The following is a 13,248-nucleotide window of genomic DNA, read 5'->3' as shown; positions in this document are numbered from 1 at the left end:
TCGATGAAGGACCATTACCGACAGACCTATAGAAAACGGCAGGTGCCCAGTCAAGGGAAACGGGCGCAACCCCGGGGATCAGCGGGGCAGCCGGGAAAAGAGAGTCACCGCGTGAGCCGCACCAGGTTCGCGGCGAAGTCGATCTCGAGCCGCCGCCACGCCGCCAGCACATCGCCCCCCAACAGCCCCGAGTCGGCATCCAGGCCGAGGGCCGCCAGCGCCGGCAGGTCGCCCGCGTGGAACACGGCGGGGCCGGCTGCCGCGCCGCCCAGCGCCAGGCGCTGCACCTGCACCGGCCGCGCCGGCAGCGGCCGCCCGTCGAGCCCGCGGAACTCGCGCGCGGCCGTGCCTGAAGCGGCGGGCAGCCCGGCCTTTGCGGCCAGCGCCGTCGGCAGCAGCGAGCCGCGGGCGCCCGTGTCCAGCACCAGCGAGACGTCGGTGCCATCCAGTTGCGCCGGCAGCACGATGTGTTTCGCGACGATCGAGAACGGACAGTTGATGGCGCCGGCGGCCGGCGCCGTCGGCTGCGGGTCGAACGCGAGCGTCCCTTCGCCATCGGCACCGCGCTCGAAGCGCAGCAGGCCGCAGCGCGACAGCACATCCAGGCCGAGGATGCCGTCGACGGGAGCGCCGCCCAGCTCCGGCAATGCGGCCATCACGTTGGCGCGCACGCCCTCGACCGACAGGTCGCCGAGCCGGAGCGTTCCCGGCTCGCAGGCACCCAGCAGTCCGGCCACCTCGCCGCCGGCCCCGCTCATCGCGCCCGGCACCACGCGGGCGCCCTTCTCCGAGTGCTCGACGCCCTCGATGGACTCGATGGTCGCAGTCTTCGGCAGGAAGCCGCGCGCCAGCACCGTCGCACCCGCCGCGGTGTCGATCACGAAGCGCCCGCGGCGCCCGTCCGGCCCGGTCACCTGCGTGAAGACGAGGCCGTCGCTCCACTGGCAGGGCACGGCACCCGCCAGGCCTGCAGCCCCGGCTTGCGCGGTGGTCTCGGTGGTCAGTGCCCAGTCTCCTGGCGCCAGCGGGATCTTCCCGCCGAACATGTCGAGCACCGGTCCTGAAGCCGCCGTTGCCGGCCCGTTCGCGCGCACGACGAACGCCCGCTGCCGTCCGCCGTTTCCGGTCACGTTCACGCGCAGGTCGTACCGCGCCAGGTCCGCCACCGCCACCGGCGGCAAGGCGCGGCCCCGCCCATCGGCCCCGGTGATCTCCACGCGCAGTTGCCCGCCCTCCAGTCGTGCAACCAGGCGTGCCGGCCGGCGCGACTTCGGCACCAGGTCGCCCGACTGCCCCAGCCCGAACGGCAGCACCACGGTCACGAGGTCGGGGCGGGTGACGACCACCTCGCCGGTCTCGGGCACGGCCACCGTCTCGAGGGCCACGCCATCGGCCTGCTCGACCAGCAGGTGCAGGTTGACCGCCATGGCCGGCACCGCGTGGAGCAGGATCAGGGTCGGCAGCAGGAGTCTGGACAGGTGGCGCAGCTTCGGCATGATCGCGGTACTCCGGTGAAAGCGGTGGCGGGCCGGTCGCGCCGGCCGGGTCGTTCACGGAGGATACGCAGGCAGGAGGGAAAAGGGACAATTCCGAAACGCCCGGGGAGCCACGGGCTGGCGCCGGCGCAACCGGCGCAGCGCCTCACCCCCGCGGCTTCAGCAACCGCTCGATGACGTCGGCAGCCGAATACGTGCGCCGCCCCGGCTTGACGAACTGCGCCACGCGTGACACGGCGTTGCCCGCCGTCAGCAGCGGCGGCTCGATCGGCGACCCGTCCTCGACGCGCGCCAGCCCGACAGCCGCGAGCAGGCCGTTGCAGAAGCACTTGCGACCGACCGTGTCGGCCTCGGCGCCGCCCTTGCGCACGAACTCGTCGACCGGCTCGGCGGGGCAGCGGTAGCGCAGCGTGCCGTCGGGCAGGCTGAAGGCGCGACGCAGGTAGCCCAGGTTGCACAGGCGCGGACGCGCCTCGTAGGTCTCGGCTTCCGAGAGCGAGCCCTCGACCTGAAGCACCTTGAAGGGGAACCCGGTGGGCGAGGCCAACGGGTCGGTGAACACGTTCGCATGGCCCTCGCGGCTCAATTCGATGACCTGCTGCTTGAGTTCATCGGTGATGCCGGACTCCTCGCACGCGGCAAAGACGGTGCCCGCCTGCACGCCCACGGCACCGAGCGCCAGCGCATCGGCCAGGCGGCCGGGCTCGCCGTAGGAACCGGCCAGCCAGAACGGCAGGCCCAGTTCGCGGAACGCCGCCAGGTCGGGCGCATCGCGCTCGCCGTAGACGGGCTCGCCGGCCTCGTCCAGGTGCATCGGGCCGCGCGGCGGCGCGTTGTGGCCACCGGCGGTGGCGCCTTCGATGACGAAACCGTCGACACGCCCGCTCGCCTTGCGCGCCAGCGTGACGGCCAGCGTCGACGACGAGACGATGCCCAGGAACCGCGGCCGCCGCAGGCGCAGCGAAGGACCGCCATGGAAGGCGCGCGGATCGAAGCGCGACAGGAACGGCTTGCCGGGCGTGCTGCCGGGCACGTCGATCTTCAGCTCGACGGGTTCGTCGGCGGCCAGGCGGTCCAACGCGCCGGGAATCGCCAGCGGGATACCCGCGCCCATCAGCACGTAGTCCACGCCCGCGAGCATCGCCCCGTAGAGCGACGGCAGCGTGGGGAACTGCACCTTCTCCAGGAAATTGATCCCGACAAGGCCCGAGTGCCCGTGCTTCGCGAGGAACACCTCGACGAAGTTGGCCGTCACCGTCAGGTCGACCAGCGCGGGCGCCGGCTTCAGGCCGGGCAGGGGCACGCCGCGGAACGGCGCCTCGGGCCGCTTGCCGCCGGGCACGAAATGATCGGCCAGCACGCGACGGGCCACGGCCGGCACGGGAAAGTTCTCCAGGGCGCGGCGCATGTGGCCGCCCGGATCGCCCATCTGCAGGCGGCGGGAAAGGATGACCGCGAGCGCGGTCCCCGACACGACCCCGAGCTGGCCCAGGCTCGACACGGCGCGCGCCAGGCTCCAGTTCGACACGGCAACACCCATGCCGCCCTGGATGATCTGGGGATGTGTGGTCATGGGCCCTTCAGGGCGGCGCCGCGGCGCGGGACGTCGCGGCAGTCACAGGTACAGAACGGGGTGCGCCGGCACGCTGTGGCGCCGGCGCACCCAATCCATAACACATGGCACGGGTGGCGGACAGCGGGAATCAAATCCATACCAAACAGGTAGTGATTGGCCGCCGCCTAGAACTCGACCGAGGCGCCGGCCTGCACCGACCAGCCGCTCCACTGCCAGTAGAGGTCGTTCGACTCCTGGTCGCTCCACTCGATCGCGGCGTTCAGGTCCACGCGCGATGTCCCGAACAGGCGCGCGCCGCGCCGCTCGAGCGCCAGCCGCAGGCGCGTCACCGCGTCGCTGCGCTCGCCCTCGGCCAGCGCCAGCAGCTCGCCGTTCAGCACGAAGGTGTCCGCCAGGGGGTCGTACAGCGCCGGCGGACGGCCGGGGTAGTCCAGCCAGGCCCGTTCGCCGGCCAGTTCGGCGGTCAGGTTCCACGGCATGATCACCTTGAGGGATGTGCCGAGCCGGCGGCCGTCGAACGAGAACTCGTCCAGGAGCGGGTTGTCGAAGGCCTCCATCTGGGCCGCGGCGCTGCCGTGCTCGTACAGGTTCGCATCCGACCACCAGGCGCGCAGCGCCAGGCGCGGCGAGATCGATTGCGCCGCCTGCACATTGAGCTCGCGCACCGCGGCGTCGGACTGCGTCTCGTCCACGTACGCCTTCCAGCCGCCGCGCAGCGAGAGCGTCACACTGGTGCGGGTCGGCAGCGACTTCTGCAGGCGCACCGACAGCCAGGCCTTGCGCGCATCCTCGATGACCTGCTCGGGATACTCGCGCGCCGACAGGTCGGCGCGCAGCTGGGCGCTGAAGCCCTCGGCCAGGTAGTGCCGCAGCGTCGCGTAGGCGCTGGTGTCGCGGTAGTTGAACGGTTCGTAGAGCGAGCCGTTGAGGCGCCAGGCGCTCGAGACCCCGGCCTGCACGCGCGTGCGGGCGCCGCTCGCCGATGGCATCGCCTCGGCCATCAGCGTCACGTAGCCGTGGTTCAGGTCGGGATTGTCCTGGAAGCGCAGCAGGCGACCGCTGGCCCCCAGCCGCCACCGAGACGCGTGCGACCACGACAGCCAGCCGCGCCCGTCGGTGATGCCGTCGCCGGGCGAGGGCTCGGTGCCGAACACGTTGTCGGTCCACACCTGCGTGGCGCCGGCGCCCAGCGTGAAAGGTGAAGCCTGGCCGGCGCCGGCTGCGGCCGGCAAGACGGATGCGGCGATCAACAGCGCGGCGCCGCATTTCAGCAACGATCGCAGCTGAAGGCCCGAGCGCGCGCTCACAGCGGGCTCCCGAACTCCGGTGCCCACCTGCCGCCACCACCGCCCCCGCGCTGGGGTCCGCCGCCACCGCCGCCGCCGGCGCCGCCGCCCTGGCCGGTGCGCGCGCGATGGTGCTGGAAACCGCCGTCCTCGAACCAGCAACCGTCGGCCATGCCGTCGCCGTCGCTGTCGATGAACTTGTCCTCGGTCCCGCGCCGGCCCGGGCCTGTCAGTTGATCGGCGAAGCCGTCGCCGTCCTCGTCGACCCAGCCGGCGCCGTCGATCACGAACCCGAACTTGTCGCCGTGCAGGTCGCCGCGGCCATAGGCCAGCCCGGTGATGTCGTTGCGCCCGTCACCGTCAAGGTCGAGCACGTTGTCGTCGCGCCCGTCGCCGTCACGGTCGCGGAAGGAAGTCTCCAGGTCGTTGACGCCGTCGCCGTCCGCATCGCAGTAGAAGTCGTTGAGGCCGTCGCCGTCCTCATCGACCCACGTGAAACGATGCGCGTACGACTGGTTGTTGAGGTCGTTGATCCCGTCGCCGTTCTGGTCGCGGAAGGTGTCGTGACGTCCGTCGCCGTCATGATCCACCCAACCGGCCTGCGCCGGCGCGGCGCCCGGTGCACCCTGGGCGAGGGCGACCGATGCGGCAATGCTGATGATGCATACGATGATGAGTTTCATGGCCGCCTTCTCCTTAATTAGCAGGGTGGGCGGGAAAGCCTCGCCTTCTCTCCCGCCCCCCTCCATCATCGGAACGCGCCAAACGTGCAGAAGTTCATGCTGTCCGGCTCCGCTCCCCGGGTTCGCTTTCGCGCACCCTCGACCCTCATTGCAAGTTCGTGGCCCATTTTCACGACACAACCAAACCATTGCACATCAACAGGTTGCACGGATTCCGGGTTGCGCCGACCCGCGCCCGGCTCGACGTAATCGTCGAAGCCCTCGACCGTTTCGCCGCACCGGCCGGCCTACCAGCCCCACTTGCGCAGCTTGTAGCGCAGGTTGCGCTCGCTCAACCCGACGGCGCGCGCCGCCTGGCTCTGGTTGCCCTGCGCCGCGTCGAGGGCGTCGCGCACCACGCGTTGCTCCACATCCTCGAGGTAGCGCGGCAGGTCACCGCCGAAATCGTCGAGACGGTTCGTGCCACCCTGGCCGATGCCGCCGGGCAGGTCCGCCATCGTTGCCACCGTGCCGCGCGCCAGCACGACCATGCGCGTGACCAGGTTCTCCAGCTCGCGCACGTTTCCCGGGTAGTCGTGCTTGACCAGCACGTCCATCGCCTCGCGGCTGATCGACTCGACCGGCCGCAGGTACTGCGCCGCCGCCTTGCGCAGGAAGTGCTCGATCATGAGGGGGATGTCGCCGCGCCGCTCGCGGAGCGGCGGCAGGTGGATGCTCACCACATCGAGCCGGTAGTAGAGATCCTGGCGGAAGGCGCCGTCGGCCACCATCTGCTCCAGGTCGCGATGCGTGGCCGCCACGATGCGCACGTCGGTGGCAACGGCGCGGTTGCTGCCGACCCGCTCGAAGGTGTGCTCCTGGAGAACGCGCAGCAGCTTCACCTGCAGCTCGGGCGGCAGGTCGCCGATCTCGTCGAGGAACAGCGTCCCGCCGGCAGCGGCCTCGAACCGGCCGGCCCGCGCCTTGTCGGCACCGGTGAAGGCGCCCTTCTCGTGGCCGAACAGCTCGCTCTCGAGCAGCGTGGGCGTGATGGCTGCGCAATTGACCGCCACGAACGGCCCGTCCTTGCGCGCGCTGGCGTAGTGCACGGCGCGCGCCACCAGTTCCTTGCCCGTGCCGCTCTCGCCGCGCACCAGCACGGTGGCGTCGGTGGCGGCCACGCGCGCGGCCAGGTCCAGCGCCGCGACCATGCCGTCGCTCGTGGCGACGATGCCCGCGAACGAATGTGCCGCCGCCACCTGCCGCCGCAGTTGCTGCACCTCGGAAACCAGGTTCCGGCGCTCCACCGCCTTGCGCACCTGGATGAGGATGTCGTCCAGGTCGACCGGCTTGGTCAGGTAGCCGGCCGCACCGCGCTTCATCGCCTCGACCGCATCGGCAATGGTGCCGAACGCGGTCATCACGATCACTTCGAGCAGCGGGTTCGCTGCGCGTGCGCGCGAAAGGAGCTCCACGCCGTCCATGCCGGGCATGCGAACGTCGGTGAGCATCACGTCGACGACGGCATCGTGGACGATGCGCAACGCCGTCGGCCCGTCGGCCGCGAGCACGACATCATAGCCCTGCTTGACGAGGAAGCCGCCCAGCGACTCGCGCTGCACGGCCTCGTCATCGACGATCAGGATCCTCGCCTCGGTCATCAGTTCGCCTTTTCCAGGCCGCCCAGCGGCAGTTCGAGACTGAAGGTAGCGCCACGACCCGGTTCGCTCGCGGCACGGGCGCGGCCGCCGTGCTGCGCCGCCACCTGGTCGACGATGGCCAGCCCCACGCCGGTGCCCCGCGGCTTCGTGGTGTGGTACAGGTTGAAGATGCGGGGCAGGTCGGCCGCGGCAATGCCCGGCCCCGTGTCGGCCACCACCAGCCGGGCACGGTCTCCAGCCACGGCCAACGACAGCCGCGTCTCCGCTCCCGCCGGGCACGCGTCGAGCGCGTTGTCCAGCAGGTTGTGCAGGGCCTGCCGCACCAGGTCGGGGTCGACCACGACATCGAGCCGCTCCGGCGACTCCACGACCAGGCCGACACCCTTGGCTTCGAAGCGCTCACGAACGAGGGCCGCCAGGTCGCGCACCAGCACCGCAAGGTCGACGGACCGGAAGCTGGGCGCCGCCGGACGCGCATAGCTGAGGAACTGCTCGATGATGCGGTTGATGCGGTGGACTTCGCCGTGGACGGTGGTCGTCAGCTGGCGGTACTCGTCCTGGCCCTCGCTGGGCGTGAATTCGCGCCCGAGGCGCTGCACGACCATGCCGATGGCGTTGAGCGGATTGCGGATCTCGTGCGCCACGCCCGAGGCCAGCTCACCCAGCGCGAAGCTGCGTTCGCGACGCGCCTGTTCCGCTTCCAGCGCCGACACTTCACGGCGCGCCTGCTCCCACGCCGCCTGCGCCGTGGCCAGGCGCCGGCTCGCCAGCAGCAGCGCGCCGCCGGCCCCCAGCGCCGCCAGCAGGAGGAATGAATGGACGATCAGGCTGCGCGCGATCTCGCGCTGGCGCGCCTGCACCGTGGTCAGGTCGATGCCGACGCGCAGCAGGCTGACCGGGCGGCCCTCGACCTCCAGGCGCGACACGGTTTCAAGGGTCGGCTTGCCGTCGAAGACGATCTCGCGCGAGGCCGGCTGGCCCGTGCGCAACACGCGCGACAACAGCGTGTCGTCGGCAACCGCGGCCAGGCTGCTGACGTTGGCCGTGGCCGCGAGGATGCCCTGCCCGCCCTGGAGCGCCAGGTACGAGGAGCCGCCCAGCTGCCCGATCGCCTGCAGCAGCCGGCCCGGGCCGATGCGACGCCGGGCGTCGGCCAGCGCCTGCGCGTCGAGCCCGGCGCAGACGAGGCCGCCGTCGGGTCGCCGCAGGGCGCCGACCAGGCGATAGCCGCCCCCGACGGGATCCGGGACATGCAGCACCGCTGCCTGGCCCGGGGCCAGGTCGGCCGCACCGGTGGTCGCGAGCTCGTTCCAGCAGGAAACCTCTTCATGCAGCCCGTCCGGCGTGCGGGCCGAGGCGAGCACCTGCTGGTCGGCGCCGCGCACGGTCAGGCAGACCAGGTCGTTGGCGGCGGCCAGGCTGTCGATCATCGCCTGCGACGGCCGGCCCGAGCCGGCCACCACGTTCACCAGTGAGGCCATGGCCAGCAGCCGCTGGCCGGCCTGCGTCTCCCAGGCCTCGAAGGCGGCCAGCGCGTGGCCCTGGCTCTCGCCGACCACACGGCGCACCTGCTCCGCGTAGCCCACCGTCAGCGAACCCATCGCGGCACGCGCGCCGCGGATCTCGCGCACCGTCGAGACCACGAAGACGACGCCGGCCAGCGCCAGCACCGTCACCACGATGGGCGCGCGCAGCAGCCAGATTCGTTTTCCCGCCGGATGGCTCATGACACCCTGGATTCCCCGCCGGTGGATGGGCACGCGAAGCTGCGGCGATGGTAGCGGACCCCGCTGCCGGCGACAAGGATCGTCGAGGGATTCGACGAGAACGTCGAGCACCCGGCCGCATGGCGGCGGTTCACGCCGACGCTGCCTCCCGCTGATTTCCCTGCAAAACAAGGCGTTTCCGGCATGTTCGCGACCTCGCCGGCCAACTGGCCCGACCGATGCATGGGGCTCCCGTACGAATCCTCGCCGATTCAGCCCATGCAGACGCAAGGAGCAGACCCATGAAGACCCGTTTCATCCTCAGCGCGCTGGCGGTCCTGGCGATTGCCGCTTTCGGATCCCCCGTGTTCGCGCAGACCGACGGCAGCGGCGGCTTCGGCTACATGGTCGGCGGCTTCCTCGACGAGAACGGCGACGGATTCAACGACCTGGCCCCGGACGCCGACGGCGACGGCATCCCCAATGGTGTCGATCCCGATTACGCGCCGCCCATGGACGGCACGGGCAATCGCCTGGGCGCCGACACCGGCTGTGACGAGGACGGCTTCGCCTACCGGCAGGGCTTCAAGTGGAGCCACCGCCTGGGCGCCTCGGGCTTCGGCCCCGGCGACGGCACCGGCAACGGCGGCGAGGGCCCCGGCGACGGTTCGGGCTTTGGTCCCGGCGACGGCACCTGCACCCCGCAGCTGGACGGCAACGGCCTGGGCGGCCGCAACTGATTCGCGGGGCCGCACTGTCCCGGCGGACCTAGGACGCCTCCACCCGCGAGGGACGGCAGCGGCAACGACAGGGGAGCCCACGGGCTCCCCTGTTCGCTTTTTCCCGACTGCATCATCATGAAACATAACTAAAGCGTGATGTTTTTTTGGCGAATCAAGATCGATTCCCACTGGTCCTGAATCGTTTCCCCGCTCGCCCGAAGCGGGGCATCCGGTCGGCCGGCGCATCGCTCTCCTCCCGCGGCGAGAAGATCAAGAGGCACGCGACATGAAACTGAACCTGCGCAACAGATTCCTGCTGCCCACGGCGGCAGCCCTGGTGGTGGCCTTCGCCACCTACCTGACGGTCACCACGCACCAGGCCGCCGAGGCCCTGGAGGAAACCGTCCACGACGAGATGGCCCAGCTGAACCACCTGATCCAGGACCAGCTCGAGTCGTGGGTCACCCACCGCGAACTGGATGTGCAGCGCTGGAGCGAGCTGCCGGACCTGCGCGCCGCCCTGGTGGCGCCCGACTCGCTGGCAGCCACGGCCGAGGCGCTGCTGCGCACCCAGGCCGAGCACACCATCGACTACGAGGGCGTGCACCTGGTCGGCCTGGACGGCCTTACCGTGGCCTCGAGCGTGAACGGCATGACCGGCACGCTGAAGGTCGGCGACCGCGCCTACTTCCAGGACTGCCTGCGCTTGGGCAAGGCCACCCTTTCGAGCGCGGTGGCCAGCCGCGTGACCGGCAACCCGATCATCGTCGTCTGCCAGCCCGTCAACGGCCCCGACGGACGCATGGCCGGCGCGCTGCTGGGCGTGGTCGACCTGGGCAAGTTCGCCGCCGAGTTCGTCGATCCCGTCAAGGTCGGCGCCACCGGCTACGTCTATGTCTGCGACCGCGACGGCACCTTCCTGGCCCACCCCAAGAAGGAACTGATCCTCAAGAACAAGGTGACCGAGTGGGATTTCGGCCAGAAGATCATGGCCGAGGGCAACGGCGTCATCGCCTACAACTTCAAGGGCAAGGACCGCCAGTCGGCGTTCGCCCGCAGCGAGAAGCTGGGCTGGGTCAGCGCCGTGGCGCTGGACGAATCGCAGATCTACGCCGCGTCGAACCGGCTGCGCAACTTCGGCATCATCCTGACGCTCGTGTCGGTGCTGGTGGTCGGGGGCATCGTGTTCTTCGTGGCGCGCTCGGTGAGCGGCCCCATCAATGCGATGATCATCGAGCTGAACGCCGGTTCGGAGCAGACCACCGTGGCCGCCACCGAGATCGCCAACGCGAGCGTGCAGCTGGCCAACCAGTCCAGCGAGCAGGCGGCGGCTGTCGAGGAGACCTCGGCCAGCCTCGAGCAGATGGCGAGCAACGTCACCGAGACCCGCACGGCGGCCGACACCTGCCAGCAGCTCATGGCCGACTCGCGCAAGGTGGTGCAGCAGGGCCTGGCCTCGATGACCGAGATGGTCTCGGCCATCGACACCATCAAGGCCAGTTCCGATGCCACGGCGCGCATCGTCGGTACCATCGACGGCATCGCCTTCCAGACGAATCTGCTGGCGTTGAACGCCGCGGTGGAAGCCGCGCGCGCCGGCGAAGCGGGCAAGGGCTTCGCCGTGGTCGCCGAGGAAGTGCGCAACCTGGCGCAGCGCGCTGCCGCGGCCGCGCGCGAGACGTCCGAACTGATCGAGAAGTCGGTGCAGCACGCCAACCGCGGCGTGCAGGTGACGGCCGGAGCCCGCGAGTCTTTCATGGCCACGGCGCACAACGCCGAGCAGGTGGGCACGCAGGTCGACGGCATCGTGAAGGCCGCGCGCGAGCAGGCCACCGGCATCGACCAGATCAACACCGCCATGCGCCAGCTCGACCACACCACGCAGGGCGCGGCCGCCACGGCCGAGGAAACGGCGGCGGCTGCCGAGGAACTGAACGCGCAGTCGGAGCAGTTGCGCGCAATCGTGGGCCAGCTGCAGCGCCTGGTGACGGGCGAAACGGCAACCGTGAGCTACGAGGCGCCGGCGGCGGCTCCGGGCCGCGGCGGGCCGCGTTCGCGCGGTTTCGACGACCGCCACCTGCACGAACTGGCGAATCAGGGGGCGCGCGACTTTTCGTAGTGCAATGCGGACCTGACACACCAGGAGGGGACTTGCGCCGGCGCAAGTCCCCTTCTCCATACATCGTGCCGACAGGTCGTCGTTCAGTCGACCGGCACGAACTCCACCGAATTTGGCTTCTGTCCCGCCACCACGCGAAAGCGCGGGCTGCCGTCGGCACGAACATCATCAGGCTCATACACGTGGATCACCATCTGGTCGGAAGCCGTGCGTTCGAACCACACGATGTCGCCCGCCCGGACGCCGCTTTCGGCCGTGACCGTGTCGCCGGCCGCAAACGGGCACGCCTCCGGCTCGGCGACTGCCGGCAGATCGAAGGGCTTACCGTCGTCGTCGAAACCGAGCGGGTACACCAGGCGGTCGCGCCAGTCATCGGTGTCCAGCGCGGGCACCGGCGGCTGGTCCAGGCATTCCGCAAAGCACGCCCGCGCCAGTTCGACGAACTGCTGTTCGATGGGGTTCAGCGTCGTGTCGCGAAACCAGGGCAGGAGCGGGTCCGGCACGTGCAGCAACGTGACCTGGGCGTGGTCACCCACTTCGACGCGGTCGATCACCTTCAGCAGCGCATCGTTCCGCAGGACGCACAGTCCCCGGTCGGGATTGTCCTCGTCCTCCAGCGGGACCGCCATGGCCGAAATGACCAGATAGCGATGCGGCGCCACCAGTCCGGCCACGTGGTACGAAGTGTCGCAGAAGGTCGGTTCGCGCAGCAGCCGGCCCACGGTGTACTGCTCGAGCAGGCCGGGCGGCAGCGTGGTGTCGCGCGCGAACGGAAGGGCGGACTCCACGAACCCGCGCAGGACCGCCTGCATATCGTCGCCGGTGCCGGTGTCATCGCCGGTGTTGTCGATGTCGCTTGCCATCAGCCCTTCGCTTCCCGGGGCGCCGGCCCGACGCCGTAGCCCCGCGCCATCGCCCCCAGTTCTTCCTGCACCTGTGACACCAGCGAAACCGGTTCGCGCAACCGCGCGCAGGCGCCGAAGCCGAGCACCAGAGACATCACCTCGGGCTCGCTCGTCGACCAGAACGACAGGCGCAGGCCGCCTCCCTTCAGGTCGGCCAGCTCCTGGTCCGGGCTCCAGGTGCGCTCGCGGGCGTAGGCCGCGGCCCAGCCTTCGAGGTCGAGCACGACACGGAACCGCTTCTGCATCCAGACGCCGAAGCCGCGGTTCATCACCTTGTCGAAGTCGTAGCCGCGCGGGCGATGGAAGGGCGCCTCGGTGAGCCGGGCCGACTCGAAGCGATGGAGCGCCAGCAGCGGGTCGTACTTCGGCGGCTTGTAGGGCTGGCCGGGCGATTTCGCGCGCCGCGCGTGCACGTACACCGTCTCGCGGTGCGCGAACACCTGCAGCGGCTTGATGTGGAAGGTCTTCGCCGCCGGCGCACCGAGGCCGCGATAGGCGATCTCGCACACCCGCCGCTCCTCCATGCCGGCCAGCAGCGTGCGCAGCACGTCTTCGTGGCGCGTGTAGTCGATGACGCCCGAGCGCACCACGCCGAACACCGGGCCGCTTCCGTCGACACCCGCCGGCAGGTGATGGCCGCTCTTCTCGATGGCCCGCTCGATCTCGTCGAACGTCTCGCGCCCCAGCAGGTGCTCGGTGAAGGCGCGGCACATCTGCAGCGTGCGGTGCTCGTGCTCGCTGATGAGCGCCGCCGGCTCGGGTGCAGCGCCGGCGCCGGCGCCGGCGCCCGCAGCCTGCGCCCCGCTGCGGTCGATCCACACCCACTTGCGGCCGGCCCGCAGCTCGTCGCGCAGCGGCACGTCGTACACCAGCGTGATCTCGTCGACCAGCCGCAGCACCGTCTGCTTGGAACAGCCCAGCGTGCGGGCCAGGTCCGTCAGCGAGTACTTCTGGCCGGTGAACATCAGCTTGGCGAAAAGCCGGATCAGCTTCTCGCCGTAGCTGCGGTCGGGCGACTTCTTCTTCTGCATCATGACTCCAGGATACCTTCAGACCGTTCCGTGGGACGGAACGGTCGTGTGGGATGATCCCGCCTGCGATCGGGCCCTGCATGG

Annotated in this window: 11 protein-coding genes; 2 read left to right on the top strand and 9 right to left on the bottom strand. The window is 70.5% G+C overall.

The window, feature by feature from the left end:
* Nucleotides 1–104 precede the first annotated feature (104 nt).
* The 7 genes from IPG61_09415 to IPG61_09385 all read right to left on the bottom strand — a co-directional run bounded on the left by IPG61_09415 (nt 105) and on the right by IPG61_09385 (nt 8,542).
* The gene (locus IPG61_09415; protein ID MBK6734295.1) at nt 105–1,496 is read right to left on the bottom strand and encodes a retropepsin-like domain-containing protein; all 1,392 of its coding nucleotides are present in this window, start codon (nt 1,494–1,496) and stop codon (nt 105–107) included.
* Between the two features lie 145 nt (nt 1,497–1,641).
* Complete coding sequence (locus tag IPG61_09410) at nt 1,642–3,069, bottom strand: nitronate monooxygenase (protein MBK6734294.1); 1,428 nt, start codon at nt 3,067–3,069, stop codon at nt 1,642–1,644.
* A gap of 167 nt (nt 3,070–3,236) precedes the next feature.
* Nucleotides 3,237–4,379: a hypothetical protein gene (locus tag IPG61_09405; protein ID MBK6734293.1), complete on the bottom strand. Its 1,143-nt coding sequence runs from the start codon at nt 4,377–4,379 to the stop codon at nt 3,237–3,239.
* Complete coding sequence (locus IPG61_09400) at nt 4,376–5,041, bottom strand: hypothetical protein (protein MBK6734292.1); 666 nt, start codon at nt 5,039–5,041, stop codon at nt 4,376–4,378. Before IPG61_09400 ends, IPG61_09405 begins: the two co-directional genes overlap by 4 nt.
* Before the next feature lie 287 nt (nt 5,042–5,328).
* Entirely contained in the window at nt 5,329–6,681 is a 1,353-nt protein-coding gene (locus tag IPG61_09395) for a sigma-54-dependent Fis family transcriptional regulator (GenBank protein MBK6734291.1), read from the bottom strand.
* Nucleotides 6,681–8,408: a hypothetical protein gene (locus tag IPG61_09390; GenBank protein MBK6734290.1), complete on the bottom strand. Its 1,728-nt coding sequence runs from the start codon at nt 8,406–8,408 to the stop codon at nt 6,681–6,683. The genes IPG61_09395 and IPG61_09390 overlap by 1 nt, the downstream gene beginning before the upstream one ends.
* On the bottom strand, nt 8,405–8,542 hold the full coding sequence (locus tag IPG61_09385) for a hypothetical protein (protein MBK6734289.1): 138 nt from the start codon (nt 8,540–8,542) through the stop codon (nt 8,405–8,407). The genes IPG61_09390 and IPG61_09385 overlap by 4 nt, the downstream gene beginning before the upstream one ends.
* A gap of 147 nt (nt 8,543–8,689) precedes the next feature.
* Between IPG61_09385 and IPG61_09380 the strand changes: the two genes are divergently transcribed.
* Nucleotides 8,690–9,127, top strand: coding sequence for a hypothetical protein (locus IPG61_09380; GenBank protein ID MBK6734288.1), 438 nt, complete (start codon nt 8,690–8,692; stop codon nt 9,125–9,127).
* Nucleotides 9,128–9,395: 268 nt separating this feature from the next.
* On the top strand, nt 9,396–11,228 hold the full coding sequence (locus tag IPG61_09375; protein ID MBK6734287.1) for a Cache 3/Cache 2 fusion domain-containing protein: 1,833 nt from the start codon (nt 9,396–9,398) through the stop codon (nt 11,226–11,228).
* A gap of 83 nt (nt 11,229–11,311) precedes the next feature.
* Here the strand turns inward: IPG61_09375 and IPG61_09370 are convergent, their stop codons facing one another.
* Nucleotides 11,312–12,091: a hypothetical protein gene (locus tag IPG61_09370; protein ID MBK6734286.1), complete on the bottom strand. Its 780-nt coding sequence runs from the start codon at nt 12,089–12,091 to the stop codon at nt 11,312–11,314.
* Entirely contained in the window at nt 12,091–13,167 is a 1,077-nt protein-coding gene (locus IPG61_09365) for a WYL domain-containing protein (protein MBK6734285.1), read from the bottom strand. The genes IPG61_09370 and IPG61_09365 overlap by 1 nt, the downstream gene beginning before the upstream one ends.
* Nucleotides 13,168–13,248 lie beyond the last annotated feature (81 nt).

The sequence above is a fragment of the bacterium genome (assembly GCA_016703265.1).
GTDB lineage: Bacteria > Krumholzibacteriota > Krumholzibacteriia > LZORAL124-64-63 > LZORAL124-64-63 > CAINDZ01.
The sequence above is the reverse complement of the archived record's forward strand: the minus strand, read 5'-3'. Positions and strand labels throughout refer to the sequence as shown.